This is a genomic window from Companilactobacillus nantensis DSM 16982 (assembly GCF_001435815.1).
In the GTDB taxonomy this organism is placed as follows: Bacteria; Bacillota; Bacilli; order Lactobacillales; family Lactobacillaceae; genus Companilactobacillus; species Companilactobacillus nantensis.
In genome coordinates this window covers 1-25,392 of sequence record NZ_AZFV01000014.1, presented here as the reverse complement: position 1 = coordinate 25,392, position 25,392 = coordinate 1, and the positions used below count along the sequence as shown (strand labels likewise).

At 37.1% G+C, this 25,392-nt stretch carries 22 protein-coding genes; 8 read left to right on the top strand and 14 right to left on the bottom strand.

The window, feature by feature from the left end:
- The first annotated feature begins 34 nt into the window (after positions 1-34).
- Positions 35-1,210, top strand: a complete 1,176-nt coding sequence (locus FD31_RS07320) for an ammonium transporter (protein ID WP_057892118.1) — start codon at positions 35-37, stop codon at positions 1,208-1,210.
- A 70-nt stretch (positions 1,211-1,280) separates the two neighbouring features.
- On the opposite strand, the gene FD31_RS07315 is transcribed toward FD31_RS07320, so the two are convergent.
- The 6 genes from FD31_RS07315 to FD31_RS07290 all read right to left on the bottom strand — a co-directional run bounded on the left by FD31_RS07315 (position 1,281) and on the right by FD31_RS07290 (position 8,716).
- Entirely contained in the window at positions 1,281-2,042 is a 762-nt protein-coding gene (locus tag FD31_RS07315) for a DUF1003 domain-containing protein (RefSeq protein ID WP_057892117.1), read from the bottom strand.
- A 118-nt stretch (positions 2,043-2,160) separates the two neighbouring features.
- Complete coding sequence (locus tag FD31_RS07310; RefSeq protein WP_057892116.1) at positions 2,161-3,348, bottom strand: NAD(P)/FAD-dependent oxidoreductase; 1,188 nt, start codon at positions 3,346-3,348, stop codon at positions 2,161-2,163.
- 85 nt (positions 3,349-3,433) lie between these two features.
- Complete coding sequence (locus FD31_RS07305) at positions 3,434-4,582, bottom strand: cation:proton antiporter (protein ID WP_057892115.1); 1,149 nt, start codon at positions 4,580-4,582, stop codon at positions 3,434-3,436.
- 9 nt (positions 4,583-4,591) lie between these two features.
- Positions 4,592-5,179 carry a TetR/AcrR family transcriptional regulator gene (locus FD31_RS07300; RefSeq protein WP_057892114.1) on the bottom strand — a complete coding sequence of 196 codons (588 nt, stop codon included), beginning with the start codon at positions 5,177-5,179 and terminating at the stop codon, positions 4,592-4,594.
- A gap of 630 nt (positions 5,180-5,809) precedes the next feature.
- Complete coding sequence (locus FD31_RS07295) at positions 5,810-6,742, bottom strand: glycosyltransferase family 2 protein (RefSeq protein WP_057892113.1); 933 nt, start codon at positions 6,740-6,742, stop codon at positions 5,810-5,812.
- A 57-nt stretch (positions 6,743-6,799) separates the two neighbouring features.
- A complete protein-coding gene (locus FD31_RS07290) occupies positions 6,800-8,716 on the bottom strand; it encodes a hypothetical protein (protein ID WP_057892112.1) in 1,917 nt (638 codons plus the stop codon).
- 126 nt (positions 8,717-8,842) lie between these two features.
- On the opposite strand from FD31_RS07290, the gene FD31_RS07285 reads away from it, so the two are divergent.
- Complete coding sequence (locus FD31_RS07285) at positions 8,843-10,048, top strand: acetate/propionate family kinase (protein ID WP_057892111.1); 1,206 nt, start codon at positions 8,843-8,845, stop codon at positions 10,046-10,048.
- On the opposite strand, the gene FD31_RS07280 is transcribed toward FD31_RS07285, so the two are convergent.
- Positions 10,038-10,952, bottom strand: coding sequence for a 1,4-dihydroxy-2-naphthoate polyprenyltransferase (locus FD31_RS07280; RefSeq protein WP_147007341.1), 915 nt, complete (start codon positions 10,950-10,952; stop codon positions 10,038-10,040). The two genes, FD31_RS07285 and FD31_RS07280, sit on opposite strands and share 11 nt — an antisense overlap.
- Before the next feature lie 713 nt (positions 10,953-11,665).
- Here FD31_RS07280 and FD31_RS07275 point away from each other — a divergent pair.
- Positions 11,666-12,637 carry a polyprenyl synthetase family protein gene (locus tag FD31_RS07275; RefSeq protein WP_057892109.1) on the top strand — a complete coding sequence of 324 codons (972 nt, stop codon included), beginning with the start codon at positions 11,666-11,668 and terminating at the stop codon, positions 12,635-12,637.
- Positions 12,638-12,652: 15 nt separating this feature from the next.
- On the top strand, positions 12,653-12,985 hold the full coding sequence (locus tag FD31_RS07270) for a hypothetical protein (RefSeq protein ID WP_057892108.1): 333 nt from the start codon (positions 12,653-12,655) through the stop codon (positions 12,983-12,985).
- A 94-nt stretch (positions 12,986-13,079) separates the two neighbouring features.
- On the opposite strand, the gene cydC is transcribed toward FD31_RS07270, so the two are convergent.
- The 6 genes from cydC to thiD all read right to left on the bottom strand — a co-directional run bounded on the left by cydC (position 13,080) and on the right by thiD (position 21,377).
- A complete protein-coding gene (cydC, locus tag FD31_RS07265; protein ID WP_057892107.1) occupies positions 13,080-14,819 on the bottom strand; it encodes a thiol reductant ABC exporter subunit CydC in 1,740 nt (579 codons plus the stop codon).
- Complete coding sequence (cydD, locus tag FD31_RS07260) at positions 14,816-16,549, bottom strand: thiol reductant ABC exporter subunit CydD (RefSeq protein ID WP_057892106.1); 1,734 nt, start codon at positions 16,547-16,549, stop codon at positions 14,816-14,818. The genes cydC and cydD overlap by 4 nt, the downstream gene beginning before the upstream one ends.
- Positions 16,549-17,562, bottom strand: a complete 1,014-nt coding sequence (gene cydB / locus FD31_RS07255; protein WP_057892105.1) for a cytochrome d ubiquinol oxidase subunit II — start codon at positions 17,560-17,562, stop codon at positions 16,549-16,551. Before cydB ends, cydD begins: the two co-directional genes overlap by 1 nt.
- On the bottom strand, positions 17,559-19,001 hold the full coding sequence (locus FD31_RS07250) for a cytochrome ubiquinol oxidase subunit I (protein WP_057892104.1): 1,443 nt from the start codon (positions 18,999-19,001) through the stop codon (positions 17,559-17,561). Before FD31_RS07250 ends, cydB begins: the two co-directional genes overlap by 4 nt.
- Positions 19,002-19,485: 484 nt before the next feature.
- Entirely contained in the window at positions 19,486-20,535 is a 1,050-nt protein-coding gene (locus tag FD31_RS07245; protein ID WP_057892103.1) for a hypothetical protein, read from the bottom strand.
- Positions 20,536-20,564: 29 nt separating this feature from the next.
- On the bottom strand, positions 20,565-21,377 hold the full coding sequence (thiD, locus tag FD31_RS07240) for a bifunctional hydroxymethylpyrimidine kinase/phosphomethylpyrimidine kinase (RefSeq protein WP_057892159.1): 813 nt from the start codon (positions 21,375-21,377) through the stop codon (positions 20,565-20,567).
- A gap of 131 nt (positions 21,378-21,508) precedes the next feature.
- Here thiD and FD31_RS07235 point away from each other — a divergent pair, with 131 nt between their 5' ends.
- Positions 21,509-22,267, top strand: a complete 759-nt coding sequence (locus tag FD31_RS07235; protein WP_057892102.1) for a MerR family transcriptional regulator — start codon at positions 21,509-21,511, stop codon at positions 22,265-22,267.
- Positions 22,268-22,285: 18 nt separating this feature from the next.
- The gene (locus FD31_RS07230) at positions 22,286-22,813 is read left to right on the top strand and encodes a GNAT family N-acetyltransferase (RefSeq protein WP_057892101.1); all 528 of its coding nucleotides are present in this window, start codon (positions 22,286-22,288) and stop codon (positions 22,811-22,813) included.
- 162 nt (positions 22,814-22,975) lie between these two features.
- Here FD31_RS07230 and FD31_RS07225 read toward each other — a convergent pair whose 3' ends face one another.
- A complete protein-coding gene (locus FD31_RS07225) occupies positions 22,976-23,689 on the bottom strand; it encodes a DUF975 family protein (RefSeq protein WP_057892100.1) in 714 nt (237 codons plus the stop codon).
- A gap of 129 nt (positions 23,690-23,818) precedes the next feature.
- Here FD31_RS07225 and proC point away from each other — a divergent pair, with 129 nt between their 5' ends.
- Both proC and FD31_RS07215 read left to right on the top strand, forming a co-directional pair.
- On the top strand, positions 23,819-24,586 hold the full coding sequence (gene proC, locus FD31_RS07220; protein ID WP_083483616.1) for a pyrroline-5-carboxylate reductase: 768 nt from the start codon (positions 23,819-23,821) through the stop codon (positions 24,584-24,586).
- 167 nt (positions 24,587-24,753) lie between these two features.
- Entirely contained in the window at positions 24,754-25,365 is a 612-nt protein-coding gene (locus tag FD31_RS07215) for an ECF transporter S component (RefSeq protein WP_057892099.1), read from the top strand.
- Positions 25,366-25,392: the final 27 nt, after the last annotated feature.

Here is a 25,392-nt window from a genome sequence, read left to right as displayed (position 1 = left end):
ATAAGAACTACTTTATACAAAGGGTGTGATGTTTATGGATATTGTATTTATGATTCTTTCAACAATATTGGTCTGGTTAATGGTTCCAGGAATTGCTGTCTTTTATAGTGGTTTTGTTCCACATAAAGATGTGACAAGAATTTTGTTTGATAGTTTTTTAATGTTCGGTTTAGCTGGATTGTTATGGATAGCAGTAGGGTTTCCTATCGCATTTGAGGGTGACAATTTCGGAGTGATCGGTAATTTTAATCATCTGTTTCTGTCCGGAATAGACTTATCGTCTACTTATGGCACAACTAAATTACCAACTGCGATTTATTTACTTTTTCAAATGATGTTCGCTATTTTAACACCAGCTCTTTTTTTAGGGGCAGTTGCGAGCCGGGTTCGAATTAGATTTGTCGCTTTCTTTGTTATTCTGTGGTCATTATTTATATACTATCCATTGGCACATATCGTTTGGTCATCGACTGGTTTTCTAGCCAAAATGGGTGTTTTGGATTTTGCGGGAGGAACAGTGATCCATATTAATGCTGGTATCACAGCGTTGATCTTAGCTATTTTCTTGCGTGAACCTTATAAATACAACAATGAACAAGCACAAGGTAATCAACTGTGGATTTTGATGGGAACAGTTCTCTTGTGGCTTGGATGGTATGGATTCAATGCTGGCAGTGCTTTGAACGTTAGTTTTCAAACAATGAATGCTGTTTTGACAACGACTGTGGCGGCTTGTTCGGCATTGATAACTTGGATTATTTTGGAACAAATTTTTAAATCCAAGGTAACACTTAGTGGAATTTGTACTGGTAGTATTTGTGGTTTAGTTGGAATTACTCCAGGTACTGGGTATGTGACAGTTTTCGGTTCGATCATAATTGGAATAGTTTCGGCTCTGGGTAGCTTTTACTTTATGAATTACTTAAAGTATCAATTGCATTTAAATGATTACCTCGACATCTTTGGATGCCATGGCGTCAGTGGGATAATCGGTTCAATTTGTGTTGGTCTCTTTGCAACAAGGTCCGTTAACAATAGCGTTATAACGAATGGCTTGTTCTATGGTGGTGGTTTGAAACAGTTTGGATTGCAGTTGTTTGGTGTAATATTTACGATTGCTTTTGTTTCAATCATCGGAGTAGCCATTACTCAAGGGTTAAAGAAGTTTTTCAAAGATGATGTTGGTTTGCCTAATCTAAAGTTAGCTTAAAAACTTAAGAACAGGACCGTTATAAAGCAAATAAGCCAAGTAATCCGATTTTGGATTACTTGGCTTATTTTTAGTCTCGACTTGGATGCCGTGTATTGCGGTCATGTTTCTTTTCGTCACTAGCTTTTAAAGACTGAATTTCATTTTCGATTTCACTCAGAACTTCAATTTGCATCTTTTGCATATCCAAAATATGAGGCCACTGGACTTCATTCATTTGATCAAGTTTTTCGTGTAATAGACGGATTTCCATTTCTGATTTCATATTCGTCTTATAATCATTTTCGGAATCAACCCGATCACGGTCAGCTTGACGGTTTTGACTCATCATGATGATAGGAGCCTGTACGGCAGCCACACAGCTCAAGAATAAGTTAAGTAGTATAAATGGATACGGATCGAAGTTAACGCCAAAGAGGTGGACAATATTGATTGTCATCCAAACGACTAATATCACAGTAAAAGCGATGATGAAGCCCCAACTACCACCAAACTTAGCAACGGCGTCGGCTAATTTCTGACCAGTCGTCCGTTTTCCTGAAATGGTTTCATTGATATTAGTAATGACATAAGTATCTTTTGACATTTCCTTTTTGAGTTTGTCGCTCATCTCACGGTCAATTTTTAGATCTTGGTCAATAATAGTCTGCATGTGTGCCAAACGTAGCTTTTGGAGGTCCTTGAGACAAATAAATGAGGATTCTTTCGCAAAACTATTGGTTTTAAGAACTTGTTCTTTTAACAGTTCACTTAAATCTCTTAGGAACAGTCCTTCCATAATCGTAAAGCGATTACCGCAGATTGCACAAATTTGATTTTTTTTAATTGCCATAGTTTTCACTCCTTGAGTATTCAGACACGTGTGTTATTCACGTCCCAGTATAGATTTAGGCAAAAATTAAAGCAAAAAAAACTCCCGTTAGGGAGTTTTTAGAAAAATCATTTTTAAATTAAATTGTTCCCTTACGGATTGCTGTCTTGATACCGGCAATTTCCATAATTCCACGATCAGCTGAAAGATGTTTAAGTAGTGAAGCGATAGGACCCTTGAACTTAAGATTCTTATCAGTAATTTCAGCAATACCATGATTTTGACCAAGTGAAGCAACTGTACCCATTGAGTGGTAGATAAATGGCTTCAAGTCTTTGCCATTCAAGGCGGCGGCGATGTTAAAGGCAGCACCAGCACCCTCGGCTGTAGCTAATTGACCAGTTGTAGGATATGGACGTTCTTCACCAGCTGGGATAATAGCTGAATCATCACCGATAAAGTATGCTTCTGGGTGATCTTCTAAGTTAAGAAATTCAGTTGTCATAACACGGTTTCTACGTGCTTCAAGACCAGAGTCTTTAATAACGTCTGAACCACTAACACCAACAGTCCAAAGAATTGTACTACCAGCAACACTCTTTTCAGTATCGCCATCCATGTAGACAACAGCCTTTGGTTCAATCTTCTTGATCTTAGCACCCGTTAAGAGCTTGATGCCGTTCTTATCAAGGTAATCAACTGCATAGCTAGCAAGGTTTTCATCAAACATTGGTAAAATTCTTGTTGCCATTTCTAGACAAGTAACCTTAATTTCAGGAACTTCGTATTTAGCTTTTAAAATTTTAACAGTATCAACTAATTCACCTAAAATTTCAACGCCAGTAAAGCCGGCACCACAAACGACAATTGAGAGATCGGCTGGGTCTTGAGATTCTTTGTAATTAGCAATATTTTCATTGATCTTCTTATAAATATTTTGAGCAGATTCAAGATCTTGAAGGATCAAGGCATTCTCGCTGGCACCCTCAAGTCCAAAGTCCTCTGAACGGAAGCCTAGAGCAACGACAATATAGTCGTATGTGATATCATCGTGGTCAGAAAATTCAACTGTTTTGTTATCCAAATCTAGTTTAGAAACAGTTGCTTTGATGAAGTTCACATTTGAAGGAAGAACTGAACGAACGTCGAAACTGATTGCATCGGCGCGGTTAGTTCCTGCTGCAATAGTATGTAAAGCTGTTTTTTCAACATGCTTTTCATGTTGATCAATTAAATCAATTTGTGTGCCTGCTGGGGTTTCTTTGGCTAGATCACGAGCAGCTCTTAAACCACCATAACCAGCACCTAATACTAAAATGTGTGCCATATTTACTTACCTTCTCCTTCTATTCCGAAATTAAATGTTTACGTTATCATTATATATCGTTCAAGCCGATTCTAAAAACCATTTGCTATAAAGGATTTTTACTAATTGAGTGCTTTAAAAAGAAAGGTGCAATAATTGTAATTAAAATGACGCTGATAATGACTGTAGAATAATATTCTTCTGATAACAGTTTCACACCATAGCCAACTTGAGCAACGATTAAAGCCATTTCACCACGAGAAATCATCCCTGAACCAATAACATAAGAATCCTTCATGTTGAAGCCAGAAATTCGAGCACCGAAACCAGCACCGAAGAGTTTGCCGACAATTCCAGTAATCGTAAAGAGGGCAATCAACCAGAAGTCATGAATAAAACTGTCGAATTCCAAATTGAGACCAATGCTAATGAAGAAAATTGGGATAAAAATTGAGTAACCAATTAACTCGATGTTGTGACTAACTTTTTCATCATAGTCGGCGGCATTAGAAACAGCAATCCCCGCCACGAAAGCTCCTAAAACAGAATCTAATTGCACTTTGTCTGCAATAAAAGCCATCACAAAGCAAATTACTAAGGCAAAAATCGTTTTAGCATGCGTGGCATCAACGTAATCAGATAGTTTCATTAATTCTGGAATAGCCCATTTATGCATAACGACGATCAAAACGCCAAAGAAAATCCACATTGCTAGTAGTAACAAGAGTTTCTTGGCTGAAAAATCGCCGGTTAAAGTACCTGACATAACGCTCAAAATTGAGATTGCTAAAATATCATCGGCAACAGCTGCCCCCAGAATAACTGTCCCCGAAGTACTCGAAAGGTAATTCAAACTTTTTAAAACCTCAACTGAAATAGAAACTGATGTAGCAGCGAAAACGACGGACATGAAAATACTCTCTTTAAGGTTGATACCAAAGATCAAAGCAGTTCCCAGTGTCAGAGCAACCGGTAAAATAACCCCGCAAATCGCTACATTGATACTTGGTAAAAGATGCTTGCGCAACAGTTTCAAATCACTTTCCAAACCAGCCAGAAACATCAGTAAAATAACGCCGATATCTGCGAAAAGTTCCACTTCATGAGTTGGTTTAACAATGTCGAGGACACCTTTACCTAAAATGACCCCTAAAATTAATTGACCAACTACGGCCGGTAAATTTAAACGATTGAACAGGTGACTGACGATGAGTGTTAAAAAGAGCATTAATGCTAAAAGGGTTATAAATTCCATGGCAAATTCCTATTCTTTCTTAATGCCATTGATGAAAATATTGATAACCGTTTTTAGATTAGCAATATTGCGCTTCCTTTTGGCATCGTTATATTCAATGTAAGGGAGTAACATTGTCAAAAAAGTTCCGACTTGTACAGGAATTGCTAAATCAGAACGGAGTTCACTTTTGTGAGATTGGAAGACATTAAAAAGAACCTTATAATAACCGCCATCCCAGTTCTTGCTGAGGTCGCGACGTTCTTCATCGGTGAAGAAATTTTCGATATCGTTACGCATAACGAAGTAATTGATTCGGAAATTTTCAATCATATATTGAGACATATAAAGTAATAATTCTTCAAAAGGTAAGTCCTTATGAGTTTTATACGCGTCTAAAAGATTGTCACTAAAACCACTGACAGCATATTCGATAGCCTTCACGTAGAGCACTTTTTTATTCTTGTAATAGTGATACATGTTAGGTTGTGTAATATTGAGTTCTTGAGCAATTTTACGCGTTGAGGTCGCCTGATAGCCTTGTGATAAAAACATCTCGGCAGCGGTCTTTAAAATTGCATTCTTAGTATTTTCAGCTTGCTGATCACGTACATTCATTTTTTTAATCCCCTTAGTCTATTCGTCTATATTATATAGTAATGTAAGTCGTTTATCATGCGATAATATCTGATTATTAGTAATTCGATATTGAAAAATTTCAGGGGCAGATAACTTCAAATATGCCGTCTCCAGAGCTGAGAAATATTCTCTGGCTATGCGGACCGGCCTGAGCCAAGGTCTCAGACCTCGGTTTGAAGCCTTGCAAGCAAGTCTCCAAACACGCCCGGTGCTGTAAAGTCGAAAAAATCACTTGGCCTAACACCACTTTCTCAGCTCTTCTGACTAGTTTAGGGGCAGTATCTAATAAATTTAACCTGATATGTGAAATATAAATTAAGAACAAGTAAGAATTGATACTCTAATAATTCAGAATCAAAAGACAACGAATAAACTAGCCGGAAGGAACAAGAATTTAGGTCGCTGTGCAGGTGGCGTTATGGCTTTAGCCATTACACCACGGGACGAGTTTTGAAACTCGCGGTCTATGCGAGGTTCAAAATCGAGGTTCGAGACCGCAGTTTGGCTCGAACCGGTCCCCATAGCGACCTAAATTTCTTGTTCCTGGAGGCGGCCATAAATAAAAACAGCAAAGCAATTTGTCGACAATCCGGCAAACCTGCTCTGCTGTTATTTTTTATCTTTAACGATATAAATTGGACGCTTCTTAACTTCCAAGAAAATCTTTCCGATGTATTCTCCAAGAATACCGATACTGAGCAATTGAATTCCACCAATCAATAAAATGATTGAAACCAGTGAAGCCCATCCATTGACGCTACTGAGCGGATTGATGAACTTTCTGATGATAATGGCGATAATTGCAACGATTGAAGTAATGGAAAAGATTGTTCCCATCCATGTGGCAAACATTAGGGGACCTTCGGAGAAATCAACGATACCGGTAATGGCATACTTGAGTAATTTCCAAAAGTTCCAAGAAGTTGTTCCTGCTGAACGTTCACGATTTTTGTAAGGTAAGTACTTTGTTTTGAAACCAACCCAACTAAAGATACCCTTTGAAAAACGATTGTATTCAGTCATTGATTTAATCGCTTCGACCATTTGACGAGTCATTAAACGGTAATCTCTGGCACCAGGAATAATTTTGGTTTGTGACATTTTGTTGATGACCTTGTAAAAGCCTTCAGAGAAAAATGAAATGATTTTATTTTCGCCTTCACGGTCCATTCGGGCAGTTCCGACACAGTCATATTCTTTTTCTTCGAGTAGATCAAACATTTCGGGTAACATTTCAGGAGGATCTTGTAAGTCAACATCCATAACGGCGGTGTAGTCACCAGTTACAGCATTGAGACCAGCGTATAACGCAGCCTCTTTACCAAAGTTACGTGAGAAGGAAATGAAATGAACTTCATCACTGTGGTCTTTTTGTAAGTCTTTTAAAATTGCATAAGTACGGTCTTTAGATCCATCGTCAACAAACCAATATTCAATGTTGAATTTATTAGTTTGCTCTTTGAGCTTAGTCATAGCGTCATAATAAATATTGATGGTCTCTTCTTCGTTAAAACACGGAACGATAATCGATATTGTTTTCATAACTTCTTTCTCTTTCACAATAATTATAAAAAAACACTCACGAATGAGCGTTTTAAACTAAATTTTTAATGATTCGGGAAGAGACAATGTACCGTTACTTGATGTGTTAATGACACTAACACTAATGTCACGGTTAGTCTTGTTCTCGATTGCGTGAAGATCATCATCAGTCTGAACGAAAATATCCTTGATGTCGTTGTTCTTATCTAATAAGTCAATTACAGCATCGATATTCTTAACAACATCTTGAAGCAAGCGGATAGTATTATCACTTTCAATACTATTGACGCTCATAATGAGTTGATACAATAGGTCAGAGTTGTTACCAACAAAGACGGCATTTTCAGTATTTGGAGAGATACTCTTCAACCACCATGTGATAAGTTCTGATTTTTCGTTGAAGTCGTGTTCTAACAAACCATTCTTGTCGAATAGTTGATAGCTAACAGGAGCATTCTTTTCGAAGATAACTGTTAGAACGATTGAGCCGTCAATACGATAGAAGTTTTGTTCTGACAATTCTTTATTCTTGTTAAAGTTTTGAGTTGATGATAGTTGACCATCACCGTTATAAATATTTGTTTTAACAATTTGATCGTTCTTGTAATAGTTGATGCGATCGATCTTCTTGTCAAAGTATTCGACGGTCATAAGCAAAGTTTGTTTTTGATCATAGATGAAAGTATCTTGTGATTCGACGTCAGTTCTAGTAACCCAGCTTTCGTTGGCAGGAATTGCCACCTTTTTGTCAGTAGGGTTAGGACTTGATTGAAGTTGGTCAAAGAGGTTAACCACATTAGGAATTGGTAAATGAGCAGCCTTAGCTTTGGCATCGATAACTTCATGAATGTGATTGTTATAGAAAGTAGATACAACTGTGACTGGTTTGGAAAGCTTTGTTTCAAGGTAATTGACCATACCGAAAAGATCGTTCTGAGCAGCTTCGGTACCAAAATCGTCAGCGGCTACATAATATTCTTTATCTTTGTTGAGATAGACGTCACGAACTAAGTAAGCTGAGTGGAAGACATCTTTAATATATTTGCTGATGTAGGCGATGTTGTCATTGATCTCACCGAGTTCACCATCAATCTTAGAATGTTCTTCACCAAGACTTTGAATGTGACGCTCCAAACCGGCAATTGTTTCAATACGGTAATTGTGGTCACTCTTCATCTTGTCTTCAATTTCGTTGGCTTGTTGCTTGAAGTCGTTAATTTGCGTGTTTACTTTACTAATATTAGTATTAAGGTCATCAGCTTCGCCATTAAGCTTTGTGATATCTTCTTGGGCGTCGTTGATTTGACCTTTAAGGTCTTTTCGTTCGTCATAAAGTGTGTTGATAGAATTCTTTTGATCTTCCATCAAAGCAAGCATCTTTTGTAAGTCTTTTTCTTCTTTGATAGAAGTAGACATATCAGTTTCAGATTGTTCGTTATGGGCAAGATCATTTTGAAGTGATTCTAATTTAGCAGTCTTAGTATTGATTTCGGAGTTCAATTCGTTTAATTCAGATTGTAACTTAGCAAGATTTTCTTCTTGTTCTTTACGGTTGGCATTCACAATAGCGAGGTGCTCTTTAGCAGCATCATCGTTTTGGGCCTTTGTATCGGCAAGCTTATCGTTTGATTCCTTTTCATCACGCTTAAGCGTTTTAAGATACTTATCAAGCGTAGCTTTTTTAGCTTCAAAATCATCTTTTTCAGTGAAAAGGTTCGTTTTGAGATCGTTTCTAAGTTGTGCATATTGGTGAGAAAGACCGTTCATTTGCTCTTCAATATTGATACGTTTATCATGAACAGACATTGGTAGATTATCTTTTTTATTTTCTGGTTGAGTCGCAACTTGGCTGTCAGAAGTTGATTCTGAAGCGTTTTGCTCAGGACCTTGGTCCTTTTTAGGAGAATCAGGAGCGGGTGTTGCAGGTTGCTCTGGTTTCTCATCAACTTTACGTAGCATATCTAAAAATTTCACGAATGAATTCCCCCATAAAAAGACTTATAATAGTTACTAAAGAGTAGCATTTTTTTATATTGGTGTAAAGTCTGGTATAAAGCTATTTAAAGAGAATACCTAGACCGAAAAAAGGAGAGTTTTTGTATGAAGATTATGGCTATAAACGCAGGTAGTTCAACGTTGAAGTGGAAACTTTTTGAAATGCCTGAAAAAACAACAATTGCTTCAGGTATGATTGATCGCTTGGGTAGTCCTAAAGCTGTGTTCAAATTGAAGTATAACGGTCAAAAGATTGAGCGCGAAGAAGCTATCAAATCAAATGATGTCGCTGTTTTGTCAATTTTGGATGCCCTAAAAGATATGAAAATCATTGATCGTTTTGAAGATATCGTAGCCTTTGGTCATCGTGTTGTTGCTGGTGGCGAAGAGTTTAAGAAGTCGGAAATCGTTACAGAAGAAAATCTACATAAGATTGAAGCTTTATCGGAATATGCACCGTTACACAACAAGATTCAAGCTTATTACATCAACGTTTTCAAAAAATTGGTACCTAAGGCTATTCAAGTTGCCGTTTTCGATACATCATTTTTTGTCGATATTCCCAAAGAGAATTACATGTACAGTATCGATATGGATGATTATAAAAAATACCATGTTCGTCGTTATGGCGCCCATGGTACAAGTCATCGTTATATCGCTCAACGTTTGGATAAAATTGTTGCTGGTGGAATCAAAGACAAAAATGTCATCGTTCTTCACTTAGGTAGTGGTGCTTCAATTAGTGCTATTAAAAATGGTAAGGCCTTCGATATTTCAATGGGATTCACACCATTAGCAGGTATCATGATGAGTTCTCGTAGCGGTGATATTGATTTTTCAATTTTGCCATATTTAATGAGAAAACTCGACATTACTGATATCAACGATATGATCGACATCTTAAATCACAAGTCAGGTCTACTAGGAATCTCTGGTGTATCACCTGATATGCGTGATATTGAAGCCGCAGAAGATACTAATCAACGTGCTAAGCTAGCTTTGGAAATGTACCGCAACCGTATTATTAAATTCATGGGATCATATATTGCCGAAATGGGTGGTATTGACGTGATCGCCTTTACTGCTGGTGTTGGTGAAAACTCAGCTGAAGTACGTGAAGATATCCTCAGCGGTTTTGAGTTCATGGGCTTGAAGATTGATCAAGAAAACAATCAAGTTCGTGGCAAAGAAATCAAAATCACCACTGACGATTCTAAAATTGCAGCATACACTATTCCAACTAACGAGGAATTAATGATTGCTCAAGATACATATAGTTTCGCCAAACTCCTTGATGGAGTTAAAAATTAAAGACAACACCTAAAATAAATGTCACCGTCTCTGTCAAAGTGATCAGTAAAAGGTTTTTGATAATCAAAGGGAAAGTTTTCTTTTTGATTGGATTATTACTGAAAGCTTTGGCATTTTTGTAGACAATTGGTGTGATTAGGAAAGTTAAGAGCATCATCTTAGGCAACAAACCTAGGATGACGGAACATAGTAGTGCCAAGTAACCAAGCACGTAAAGTGATTTCAAAATGAAAATGGTATTGGCTTTGCCCAAATAATAAACGAGCGTTTTACGTCCTAAATTAACGTCCTCTTTTTGGTCGGCAATGTTGTTAGCTAATAAAAGATTTGAGATAGCGAAAACAGTTAAGAGTGATGATAGTAAGGCATCACCATAAAATTTAAAGTCCAAAACGATAGCAGGATTATTGACAACATTAATGTAGATAGCGATTAAGTAAATAACGTATCCCATCGTAAAACCAGAGAAAAATTCACCTAAAGGTCCACGATTAATTGGCCAAGGACCACCAGCGTAACAAAAGCCGACAGCAAATGAGAAGATGCCCATATAAAGCAGTGGCAAGCCAGTTCTGGAAACGATGAAGAGTCCGATAATGGCAGCGATAGCAGTAAATGAAAAATCAAGCCAACCAATTAGATGGATATTTAAATGATGAACACCGATAACGTTAGTGTCTCTACGAAAACTTTCAACACCAGTAGCGTTCTTGTAATCCCAATAGTTGTCATTGATATCAACGGCCATATTGAACAAAAACATGGCAATAAAAAAGAGAATCAAATCAAGAGCGTTAATAGAGTGCCAGTGATAATATGAATACAAAGTTCCCATGAAAAAAGGGAAAACACTGGCAGTTTTAGCTTTAATTTCAACAAGTTCAAAAAATACAGATGGTTTCAAGAAAATCATTCCTTTAAGTTTGATAGATTTGTTAGTTGTGCCGCCTCCAGAACCGAGAAAACTTAACTGGCTGTGCGGACCGGTTCGAGCCAAAAGTCGGTCTCGAACCTCGGTTTGAAGCCTTGCAAGATCGGCAAGTCTCCAAACACGCCCGGTGGCGTAAGGGCTAAAGCTCTAACGCCACTTTCACTGCCAGTTAAGTTTCTCGGTTCTTCCGACTAGTTTTTTAGAATTCAATTTTTGTATTTAAAAATACAAAGATAATTAAAGTCGATAAAAAATTAACTAACATCATGCGTAGGCAACTGTTTAATTATATGACTACTTGGAAATTCTAGTATGATTTTAGGTATCATTGTTTTGATTTTTTTAAAATATTTCCTGATAATTTGTTAAAAATTGATTATCTTTTATTTTTCAATTTCAGAAATCATTAATATATAACTAAAAACCTAGCCGGAGGTTGCAAGAATTTAGGCAGCAGTGCAGGTGGCGTTATGGCTTTAGCCATTACACCACGGGACGAGTTTTGAAATTCGCGATTTTTGCGAAGTTCAAAATCGAGGTCCGAGACCTTGGCTCGGACCGGTCCCCACAGCAGCCTAAATTTCTTGCAACCGGAGGCGGCACAAACAGATAATTTACTAGTACCGATCATTATTATAAAATTACTTTAAAATACAACAAAGTAATACAGGGGTAAGAGATATTTTATGGCGAACACAATATGGAAAAGTTATCCTCAACTCGGGGAAAAGTTGGATTTAACGACTGACTACATTCACCAAGCAGTGAAAATAAATAATCTCGATATCAGTTCCATGATCGTAGATTTAACTTCAGGTGGCAAAATGTTGCGTCCAGCCTTTTTCTTGCTGTTCAGTGACTTTGGTGAAAAGAAACGCTCAACTGCCGAATTGATCCCGTTGGCAGCCTCTTTAGAAATTTTACACGTGGCAACTTTGATTCACGATGATGTAATTGACGACTCACCATTACGCCGCTCGCAACCAACAATTCATACTAAGTATGGTCGTCGTAACGCTATTTATGCGGGTGACTACTTATTTACGTTATATTTCGAGTTAATTTCACGGAATTTAAGTTCCCATATCGATATTTTAAGAAATGCACTCAGCATGAAAAAAATCTTGGTTGGTGAGTTGGATCAAATGTTGATTAACTTCAATGTTAAGGCAACAACTGAGATGTATTTGCACGAAATATCAGGTAAGACAGCTGAATTATTCAGTTTAAGCGCTGCTATGGGTGCTGTCGTCAGCGATGGTAATCAAGAGTTGATTGACCGTTGTAAAGGCATTGGTCATGACATTGGCATGGCCTTTCAAATTATTGATGACATTTTGGACTTCAGTAATTCCACGCAAACAGGCAAGCCAATCCATGAAGATTTGAAAAATGGTGTGTACTCGTTACCTTATATTTTGGGATTGGAAGCAGGTAATGAACAACTAATTGAAGTGTTGTCGAAGACTGATTTAACAGCGGATGATGATCTCAAGGCAACTAATATTGTCGTTGACGATGGATATCTAAATCAGGCGAAAGATATTGCACGGAGCTATACAAAGCGTGCTGTAGATGAAATCGATAAATTGCCCAAGAATACTAATCAAAAAATCTTAAAAGCAGTTGTAAAAAAGCTGATTAATCGGATTAAATAATTAGGGGAATAATTAATGAATAGTAAAAAGAAAACAGAGTTTATTGAAAAAATAAATCATTTTTTGGAACAGTTGGATAAATCAATAGCTAAAGATGATACGTTAGTTAAACCTGAGATTCAAAAAGCTTATAAAATGATTAATCAACCTGAAAAGGTGAGTCAACAATACAATCAAGTTCATGATGCCATAGCTGACATGAATATAGCTTTTCAGAATTTAGCAGTTAGTAAAAAATATCACTTTAGTTCGGAACAAAATGAGCTTATCAATGAACTCAAAACGTTGTCACGTAGGTCATTGAAGGATAGTTTTATCGGTGTTATTAATGGAGCAGTGATGCATTAGATGAAGAGTAAGTTGGGATTTTTCAACCTGCTCTATTTTTTTTGTAAAAAAATAAGATCAACCATGTGGTTAATCTTATGTAGCGTTATAACGGCTATAATCCCTGATCCATTTTATATAGTTTTTGAAAGTGGGAATTTGTCTGATAAAGTTCCTCAGGTGCACCTTCCATTTCAATTTTTTCACTGTTCATGAAGACAACATGGTCCACGTGATTAATACCTTGTAAATGGTGTGTGACCCAGATAATTGTTTTGTCGTGCAACACGTTAAAGAATGTTTCCAAAAGGTCATTTTCAGTAATTGGGTCGAGTCCAACGGTTGGTTCATCTAGTAAAACAATTGGTGCATCTTGAAGTAAAATTCGAGCCAAAGCAATTCTTTCCTGTTCACCACCAGAAAAACGGGAACCATTTTCGCCGACGATTGTATTGTATTTGTCTGGTAAGGATTCGACTAAATCCTTTAGACCAACTCGTTCAAGAGCCATTTTGACTTCTGCATCAGATTTTTGTTCATTACCTAAGCGAACATTATTCATTAAAGTTGTATTGAAGAGAAATGGTTTTTGATTAAGAACAGAGAATATTTTTTCCCGATTTTCTTGGATTTGCGAAATATCGAGGTCATTGATTTTTATTTGACCCTGTTGTGGCGATAAATCACCTAAAATCAATTGTAGAACGGTTGTTTTACCGATACCACTAGGGCCTAACAATGCTAATTTTTCACCACGTTTGATTTTTTGAGAGAAGTTCTTGATCAAAATTGGCGAATCAGAATCGTATTCGAAAGTTATTTTATCAAGTGTTAATTCTTTGAAATCATCAGGATTGAAAGCTACTTGTTTCGGTAAAGTATTAGGAACTGGCTTAACAGTATTTAATCGTAAGATTGAATCTCGATAAGTCGGCCACTCTTCAAATCCTTGACTGACGGGAATAATTGCATCAGATAATGGGAAGATGGCTAAGACAACGGCAGCTACGAAATTAGCTTGTTCTTGATTATGGGTCATTGTTAGATTGGTGAAAATTAAAAAGCAAATTGCTAAGGCAACGAAGACTAACTGTAAAACGAAATCACGGTTACGACGAAATGCTTTGGATTTATTTTTTGATTGATCTAAGTCGTGAATATTCTTGGCAGCGAGGTTGTTAAAGTCCTCTTTACGACCAGAAATGATCCAGTCATCAACGCCTAAGATGTTGTCAGTTAATTGAACATAGAGGTCACTTTTAACTTCTTTTTGGTAAGCGCGACGGGCACTTTCAATCGAAACTGAGACAAGTGGAACAATAAACACTTCGATAAACAGCAATAAAAAGACGAAAAATCCAAATGAAGGATTAAAAATTCCTAAAGCTAAAGAAGCAATAATCGTCAGTAAGTATGAAATAACAGCTGGAAAAATAGTTCTTAAATATAAATTTTGTAAGTGACTGATATCTTCTGATAAGAGTCCCATAATGTCACCGGTCTTGTGGTGTTCATTGAAGAAAGAAGCATCACTCTCCAATGTTTTATAAAGGCGTGTCCGCAAGTCTGAGGTAACGCGTAAGACCCAATTGTGACTTTTAAGTCGTTCGATATACTTGAAAACGGGACGGCCAATACCAAAGGCACGTGTTAAGAGGATTGGTACGTAAATTAATAAAATATTGACGGGGGGTGTGGCGGCTTTATCAATCGTATATCCGGAAGTAAACATCAAAGCGGCAGCACAGAAGGATGTTAATAATCCTAAAAGCAACGCAGTAATCAACAATCCTTTGTATTGTTTGATATATGGTTTGACCCATGTATCGTGTTTGAATGTCTTGAAGAAATTCATAGTTGATCACCTCGCATGTTATTAATTAGTTGAGAATAGGCACCGTTATGACGGCTTAATTCGGCAGGAGTACCTTGTTCGGCAATTTGACCATTATCCATAACGACGACATAGTCCATTTCTTTGATCCAGTGTAAACGGTGCGTTGCGAAGATAACTAAATGATTTTGGAAGAGCTTTTCCATTGGTCTCTTCAAGGCGTATTCCGTCTCAATGTCCAAGTGAGCTGTTGGTTCATCGAAAATCAAAACGTGTCGATCATCGGCTAAGAAAGCTCGAGCTAGCATGATTCGTTGTTGTTGACCTCCGGAAATACCACGACCACCTTCACCAATTTGTGTTTCATATCCCTTAGGCAAACTATTCAGAAAATCATCCAGACCGGCCGCATGAGCGGCTTTTTTGATATCATCCATCGAAGCTTGGGGACGATAGAAAGCTATGTTTTCGGCAATTGAACCGGCGAATAAATAAGGTGATTGTGGTAAAAAGGTCAGTTTCTTTTGCCAATTAGCTTGTTTGAAATTAGGGACCGTTTGTTGGTTGATTTGAATTTCAGCACTATCAGGGACTAAGAAGCCACCGAGTGCCCGAATCAATGTTGTTTTTCCCGAACCAGATTTACCAATAACGCCGATACGTTGGTACCCAGCTAATTTGAGTTGATCTATATCAAGACTGACAGCTTTTTCACCGGAACCCTTGTATGTGAACTGTAAATTTTTAACATCAACTTGAGCATCTTTATCCCAAGTAAAATCAGCTAGATTGTCATCTTTGGCAGTACTAGGGCGTTCAAGGATTTCAAAAATAGCATTTAAAGCATTTTTACCATTCAAAGTAGCATGATAGTCATTGGAGAAATCACGTAATGGCAGGAAGTATTCTGGTGCCAAAATTAAGGTAACTAAGGCTGGAAAGAGTGGAAAGCTATTGTTGATTAAGCCTAGACCCAAAAAGACAGCCAAGATGGCAATACCAAGCGTTGTCAGCCAATCTAAGGCGAAGGTCGATAAGATAGCAATCCGTAAAGTATTCATCGTCCGTCGGCGATATTCGTCACTGACGGTATAGATATTTTTAGCATAGCGCTTACTTAGACCTAACATTTTTAACGTAGGTAAGCCTCTTAGCGCATCTAAGAAATGGTTGGAAAGAATTGTGTACTGTTTGTATTGGGCATCCGCTTTTGACTGGGCGGCGAGTCCTAGAATAATCATAAATAGGATGACTAGGGGCACAATGACCGTCAAAGTGATACCGGATGCTACATTTTGCATGTAAATATAAACTAATAAAACTGGTGGAATAATCGACATGTTCATCAGTTTAGTAAAAATCAATTTGAAATAATTTTCGACCAAGTCGATTCCATCTAGGGCTGAAGTTACTAAATTACCAGTACCTTCTTCAGAAATCATCTCCGGACCAGCGGTATAAACTTTTTCGAGCAACTGAGAACGGATATTTTCAGATGTTTTGCCGGCATAAGTTTCAACGATTTTCGTATTTACTAGATTAAAGAGGTGCCGCAGAACGAAAGCTAACGCAAAAAGGACCATCGGATAGATGATCGTTTGCAATGACTTTTGTTCCCAAGAATTTACTAATGCTTCTGCTAAATACTTACCTTGGAATAAAACAACAAATGCTTGCAAGAGAGTTAACCCTGCAAGCATTAGAATTAGTTTTTTTGTTCCTGGTAAGCGAAATAAACGCTTATCAATCATTAATATTTCACCGTATTCTCTCTTGGATTTATTCTCTTTGTAAATAGAGAGTATGACCAGATGAAGTAGATAGCCACAATTGGTACTAAGATACCGGCGACAATCGTCATGATCGTCAATGTGTACTGTGAATTAGCGGCATTTTTGATCAAAATACTGTGCGCTGGGTTAGTAGCAATCATGACACGTGGGAATAGTCCGTTGAATAATAGAACAATGACCATACTTAGTGATAATCCACTACCAGCAAAGCTCCAGCCTTCTCTATTCTTTAGGACTCCATAGTAGCCTAATAGTGAGAATAAAACAATTAGGGCTGTGATGATGAGTGATGAAGTAAATCTCTTCGTAAAGAAGTCTGTTTGTAGAAAGACTAGTGCGGCAAAGACTACTTCGCCAAGGAAAAGAATTGGATAAAGAATTTTATTTAAATTGCGAGCGCGGTCACGTAATGGACCTTCCATTCTTAATCTGATGAAGTTTAGTCCGTGAACAAGTGATAATAGGACACCAGCAACACCACCGACAACTGACAATAAGTTAACAACGTCGAAGAATTTAGGGAAAGCATCACCATTGGCATTCATTGGAATACCTTGAACCATACTCAAAAGAATCATACATAGGAAAAATGGTGGAAGAATACTACCAATGAAGAATGCCCACATCCAAAGGTTACGACCAGTGCTTGTTTCAGCATGCTTGTGGAATTCAAAGGAAACACCACGTAAAATCAAACCGACTAAAACGAGTAAGAAGAGGATGTAATAGCCTGAGAATAATGATGCATACCAGAGAGGTAGTGAAGCAAACATTGCACCACCAGCAGTAACTAACCATGTTTCATTACCGTCCCAGTGAGGTCCGATAGTTGACATGATTGCGGCACGTTCGACGTCATCTTTTGCTAAGAAACGCGTTGACATACCGACACCAAAGTCAAATCCTTCCAAGAAAAGGAAGATAGAAAATAGAAGTCCGATTACGATAAACCATAATGTACTGAGTGTCATTTTCCAAACGCCTCCTTTGCAAATGGATCGACGTTTTGTTTGGAATCTGCTTCTTCATAATATGGTCCATGATGAAGTGTTTGTCTGCTGTACCAAATCATAACGCCACCCAAAAGTGTAAAGAGCAAGAAGTAAACAATATTACTAAATAGTAATGTAGCGACAGTTGAAGTTGGTGAAACCGCTTGGGCAATTGTGAATAGTCCGTAAACAATCCATGGGTAACGACCAAATTCAGTAATGAACCAACCGGCTGAATTACCGATAAATGGAACCCAAATACATAGACCCAAGATGACTAACATCCACTTGTGGCTTTCAATGGTATCTTTCTTCTTACGTGAGAAGATCAAACCAACAAGTGAAACCAACATGATAAGCGCATCGATACCAGTCATAACTCTAAAGCTCCAGAAAAGAGTCTTAGGTGGAACGTAGTAATCCATATTCTTACCAAATTGCTTGTCGTATTTAGCATGCATTTCTTTATTAATAGTGTTCATACCTTTAACTGAGCCACTTAATCTGTGGTAAGCCAAGATACTTAAAACACCGGGAACTTCAAGTTGACCGCTGGCCTTGTGATCTTTGGCGTTGATTAATTCAACAACCGTCCAAGGTGCAGGATCTTTGGTGTCTTCGTAAATACCTTCAGTTGCAGCAAATTTCATTGGTTGATCTTTGATAATTTGTTGCGTTTGAAGATCTCCGGCACCAGCGGATAAAATAGCAAAAATTAAACTTGCCCAAAGACCAAAACGTAAGGAAGTCTTGAAGAAATGATTTTCATTCTTCTTCTTACGCAAAAGTCCATAAGCACTCATACCTGTAATAACAACAGCAGCAGTCATAAAGGCAGCAATGATAACGTGTGGGAAGACTCTCCAAAGCTGTGGATTGCCAATTACAGCACCAAAGTCTGTCAGTTGAACACGACCAGTTGCGTTATTGATTTTGAACCCTGTAGGATGTTGCATGAAACTATTAGCAGCTAAAATCCAAATAGCTGAAAGCATGGTACCAATTGAAGTCATCCAAATCATAAAAGCATGAACACCTGGTTTGAAACGATCCCAAGTAAACATCCAAATACCGATGAAGACTGATTCAATGAAGAATGCCAACAATGCTTCAATAGCAAGTGGAGCACCGAACACATCACCCATGAAACGTGAGTATTCAGACCAATTCATACCGAATTGGAATTCTTGAATAATACCAGTAACAATACCAACAGCAAAGCTCAATAGAAAAATCTTTCCCCAGAACTTCGCCATATCTAAGTAAACTTTATCTTTTTTGACAGCGTAAATAGTTTCCATGATAGCAACTAGAAAGCCCATTCCGATTGAAAATGGAACAAAGAAGAAGTGGAAGACAGTTGTCATAGCAAATTGAAAACGTGCCAAAGAGACAATGCTTAAACCAACACTGAGCATGGTGATAACCTCCTTAAAACATAAATTTATACCCTAATATATACAGGTTTATCATATGATTAATTAAATTGTTTAGCAAGAATTATACTTGTGAAAAAATCGCTTCCATCAGCATGAAAACTCAGATTTCACAGTACTTTCATGTCATAAAAAAACTGAACTTGTTAAATAAAAAAGATAAATCTATATATTGTTCTTATATATAGAATATAAACGTTTCAAAACGATATTCTGACCATTATTCATAAAGAAATTTTACGAAAATGAAAAGGTTGCCATTTTAGAAAAATAATAATAATTAATACCATTATTTTTGTAGAAAAATGGTGCCAAAGGGGCTGTGACATAACTGCTTTCATAAACGTGGAACAAACCCTAGCTTTTTCCGCTTAAACCAAATAAGAGCAGTAATCCGATTTTGGATTACTGCTCTTATTTGGTTTAATGTTCGAATGAACCTAGTTTGTTCCACGCTCTTAAGTTCCTAATGATGACTGCGACTTCTTGTTCGGTTCATGTTATTAGGATTTTGATTTGGTTGTTGTTGTGGAGCACCCAATTGCATTTGATTGCCTTGACCAAATTGCTGATTAGCTTGGTTGTTTTGGTTATTCAAATTGTTAGGCTGTTGATTGAAATTACGATTATTTGGTGCAAAGTTTTGATTTGGTTGATTGAACTGTCCTTGACCATTATTGTACTGGTTAGGATTGTTAAATTGATTATTAACTTGAGGTTGTTGGAAATTGCCTCGTCTTTGGTTCATAGGTTGTTGATTCATGTTTTGATTCTGATTTGGAAATTGTCCTTGGTTATTGTAGCCGTTGTTCATTTGATTATTGTTCATTGGCTGCTGATTAAAGTTACCATTATTGAAATTTCCATTTTGATTCATAGGTTGTTGTTGGTTCATTTGGTTTTGTTGCTGATTAAATTGATTTGGTTGATTGAATTGACCATTTTGATTTGCTTGAAATTGGTTAGGATTTTGACCTTGGTTTTGGTTAAATCCTTGGTTATTGTTCTGGTAAGAATTATAACCGTAATTTTGTTGCTGATTAAATTGATTTTGTTGGTCAAATTGTGGCTGCTGATTGAACTGATTATTTGGTTGATTATTAAATTGATTGTTATTGTCATATTGTTCCTCTGGTTCCTCTTCGGGAGCAGGATTCATGACCATATCGACAATTACAATAATTAAATCGATTGCACCAATAATAATTCCGACCCAAGCCCAAATTTTAAGAAAGCCAGCTCCAGGCATGTTGGCATTGAATAGTCCCATCAAGCCACCGAGGATTAGGATGACAAATCCGACGATGTCAGGCACGATACTGTAAGTTCGGTTGGTCAAAATGTAAATAGCGGCAGAAATAATGTAAGTAATAGCCATTAAGATTCCTGCTGCACCACCGATTGCACCAGTACCAACTAGTGCTGCAATGAAGCCTTCAAAGCCTGATTTAATCATTAAAATAATTGATAGTATAAGTAATAAAATTCCGGCAGAAATTTTTGTTATTCTTACCATAAATAAACCTCCAATTTTACTGACAAATACTATTGTATATCATCCTTTATAAAATGGTTAATAGGACCATATTTATGTCCTACAGCGATTTCATGTTTAATAGCATTGTAAGTAAATGTTTTTGCAGTTTTGATAGCATCTTCCATACTTTGACCCTTAGCAACTTCAGCAACAATACATGATGACAATGTATCACCAGTACCATTAATGTGATCAGTTTTTACATATGGTTCAGAGATCCAGAACGATTGGCCATCTTCTAGTAGAACGTAGTCTTCAACTTCAGAAATTGAGTCGTCACTATGTTCACCCTTTATCATAATATTTTTTGGCCCTAATTTGCGTAATTTATGCGCAGCCTTAATAATTTCTTCTTTATTTTCCAATTCTAAGCCAGAAAGCTTTTTAGCTTCGTAGAAATTAGGTGTAATCAGATCGGCAAGTGGGAATAATTCGTCGATCAGAGTTTGGTAAGCTTCGGCTTCGAGTAGCATTGCACCATGTTTAGTGATAATAACGGGGTCAAGAACAAATGTACCAAAAGGTTTGTCCTTGATTTCTTCAGCTACTGTGTGAATAATTTCTGAATCAGATAACATACCAGTCTTAAAAGCTGAGACTTTAAAGTCATCTTTGATATCTTTGATTTGGCTTTGGATAAAACTAGTTGGCATATTTACACTGTCGTGTATTCCGTATGAATTACCAGCAACAGCGGCAGTTAATACGGACATTCCGTATGTTCCGCAAGCCATAAATGTCTTTAAATCAGCTTGTGCTCCGGCACTTCCATCAGAGTCGGAACCAGCGATAGTTAAAACTTGAGTAAATTCATTCAATATAGTCACCCACCTAATAATTGTTAACCCCTATCTTAACAGGAAACATGAAAAATGTGGGCAATTTTTACCGGTTTTACTTGACCTTGACGTGGCGTAAACCTTTAGAATGCAAATTGTTAGGAGTGTTGCTTATGAAATATACAATAAAAAAATTAGCTGAATTGGCTGGTATTAGTACGCGTACATTGAGATATTACGATCAAATAGATTTGCTGAAACCGAACGAAATTAATAAAAGTAATTATCGAATTTATGATGAAAAAAATGTAGATACATTACAACAAATTATGTATTATCGTGCTCTAAATTTTCCGCTTGGAAAGATCAAACAACTTTTGAATGACCCAAATTTTTCACGCCTGCAGGCTCTTGAAGACCAACGCCAAATGTTGCTAGACAAGCAAATCGAGATTGAAACGCTCCTAACAAATATTGATCAGACGATTAAAGATTATCGAGGAGAAATAACAATGACAGATACAGAAAAGTTCCAAGCATTTAAACAACAACAACTTTCTAAGAACGAAACTAATTATGGGACGGAAATTCGAAAAAAATATGGTGAACAAACGGTTCAACAATCTAATCAAAAGTTTGCCAATTTAAGTGAAAATGATTTTGAAACGATGAAAAAAATCGAAGCACAATTAATTGCATATTTAGTTGAATTTAAGAAACAACCAAATTTGGATTCGGCACTGGCTGAAAAAATTTATCAAGCACACAAGCAATGGCTTGAATTTACTTGGCCTGAATACAAACCAGCAGCCCACCGCGGCTTAGTCGATATGTACTTGGCTGACCCTCGGTTTGCAAAATATTATAACGATAAAGCACAGACCGATGTTGTACAGTTATTGCACGATGTGGTATACCGATATACAAAATAATTAAATGAAGGTGATGTTATGGAGGAATGGACCGTTCGATCAAATGTGAAATTACGATTGGTTGATCCCAAGGATGCCGAAAGCTTGTATGATCAAATTGAAAAGACTCGTCCACAATTAGCTAAGTTTATGCCTTGGGGCGATTCCACCAAATCAGTTGAGGATGAACGTGCCTTTTTGACATATTGTCAAGGACGAATGGAAGAAAATAAACTTTGGAATGCCAGTATTGTTATTGATGGTAAAGCAGTAGGGATGATTGACCTTCATAATATTGATCCTGATGACCAACATGCCGAAGTCGGTTATTGGCTAGGTGGCGAGTATCAAGGTAACGGCGTTATGACTGATTGCCTGCAAAAATTACTCGAAATTGGTTTTGATGAACTGAACTTGCATAAGATTAAATTACTGGCAGAGCAAGTCAACCAAGCTAGTAACGCCGTTGCACAAAAGGTTGGTTTTATTTTAGAAGGCCAATTAAAAGATGAAATTTATTCAAATGGTAAATTTCACGATGCAAATTTGTATGCAATCGTGAAGTAAAAACAAGAGTTTGGGACAAAACTATTATTGTCTCCAAATATGCAGCATAAACGTGGAACAAACCATAGCTTTTTCCGCTTAAACCAAATAAGAGCAGCAATCCAAAATCGGATTACTGCTTTTATTTGCCTTAATGCTTGAATGAACCTATTTTGTCCCACTCTAAAGATAAGTCGAATTTTTTTCAACTAAATCACGATAGAAGTTAACCATCGTTAATTTATAGTATGGAAAAATCCAAATAAATCCGATTCCTAAAGTGGTGAATCCCAGAATCCACCAACCAAGGAAACTAAGCTGAAGTACGAAATAACGCCATTTATTACCCATCATTAGTTGCTGACTCTTCGTGATATAAGTTGTTAATGAGTAACCGTCAGTCAAACCACGGTCGTTCAGATCTTTATAGACAAGGTAAGTTTGAGAATAGCCGATACCCTTAACGATGCCGGGAATGACCAATAACAAAGTCCATAGGAATGTAAAAATATTGATAATAACGTAAATAAAAATCAGTTGCCACCAATCAGGACTTCGGAAATAGGTGAAGTTACTTTTGATGGGCTCGAAATCAAGTTTAGGGTCGTCTAACCAGTCAAAAGCTCTAAAATTGGCTGATAAGTTGATTAGTAAGAATATTAAACTAAGCAGAAAACTGACGATTCCAAATGATGACAGAACTTTGGTAAAAGTCCAAACGTCAAAACTGGAAGCGGTGTATTTTAAAGTGGAACGGGAGTTTCCGTTATTGTAGCCAGTTGTAAGTATAAAAGTAATCAGTGGAATTAAATAAAGTAAAATGGCTTTTTTCCAATTACCTCTGAGTAAATTTTTAACCTCGTATTTTAACTCAGCTCGTGTTCGATATGATTTCATATCGTTCACCCCCTCTGTATTTTAAAGGATACACGAATTCCTTACGTTAGAAAAATGATTGCTTTTAATTTGTTCTGGAATTATCTTTTAATATAATGGATATAAAGCTTGATAAAGGAGAATTACATTATGATTGGATTTATTGGCGCAGGTAGTATTGGTGGAGCCGTTATAACGGGTCTAGTAAAGAATGGTTACAATGCTGATGACATTATCGTCAAAGGTGGCCGTTCAAATCGTACAAAACTTTTGTGTGATCAATTAGGTTTTCAAATGGTCAAGAAGGTTAAGCAATTGGCCGATACAGAGATTATTTTTATCGCTGTGGGTGCTGACGCTTTGAGCAGTGTTGCAAAAGAATTAAAAGAAATTGCTGCTGGTAAACTAATCGTTGCCTTTACCGGAAGTGCTTCAGTTACTCATCTCAAGCAAATTTTAGGTGATGTTAAAGTAGCGCATGCTATTCCTAATACCCCAGTTAAAGTGGGTGCTGGGTTCACCGGAATTACTTATTCAGATGATTTTACACCAGAAGATAAGAAGAAAATTGGTTCAGTCCTTGGCTATACAGGTCAATTAGTTGAAGTGCCTGAAAACGAATTAGGTATCTTGGGTACAGTTGCTGGCTGTTCACCTGCATTCTTAGATGTCTTCATTGAAGCTTTAAGTGATGCCGGTGTAAAGCATGGCTTGAGTCGTAAATTGGCTTATGATGCAGCGATTGGAATGGCTATTGGCGCAAGTAAATTAGCTAAACAATCAGATTTGAATGTCTCAGCCTTAAAAGATGAAGTTACTTCACCAGGTGGTTCAACAATTCGTGGCGTGGCTGCTTTGGAAGAATATGGCTTTAGAAATGCAGTAATCAAAGCCGTTGATGCTGCTGAAAATGACTAGTTAGGTATTGAAAATAGAAGGGTTAGATAAATTTTGCTGAAAAGTTTATCTAATCCTTTTGTCGTTTATTGGTCCTATAACCAAAACTAAGACAAACCCTAAATTTATTTCATAGATTTTTTTTTGTTCTTTAATGATCAATCGGTTAAAATTAAGGAAAATTCATAATGAGGGGTACAAGTATTTTGCAGAGAAGAAAGGCATATCGGACAGCGATTTTAGGCGTGTTGATTGCGATAATTTTTGTACAGTCAATGGTACCGTTTTTGGGATATATTCCAACTGGCTTTATAAATATCACAATTATCCATATTACGGTAATTGTCGCCGCAATCGTGTTAGGTCCAAAAGATGGGGCAATTGTTGGTTTAGTTTGGGGAATAGGGACGGTTATCCGTGCTTTTACTAGTCCAACATCAATTATTGATACAACAGTTTTCACAAATCCAATCGTGGCAATTTTACCTAGAATTATTGTCGGTTTGATTGCTGGCTGGATTTATTTATGGTTCAAAAATCATACAAATAAAAAAGTACTCGGAATGGCTATTGCCTCAGGAGCAGGGTCATTAACGAATACTGTCTTAGTTTTAGGTTTAATGAGAATAATGTATGCCAGTGCTATGGCACAAGCTTACGCTACTCAAACAGACTTATTGAATAAATTATTGTTGGTTATCGTCGGGACAAACGGGGTACCTGAAATGATCGTAGCAATTATTATTGCACCAGCAATTTCTACAGCAATTTTGAAGTCTAATAAGTTTTTGGATAATTAGTGGGGGTTCCGCCTCCAGGAACAAGAA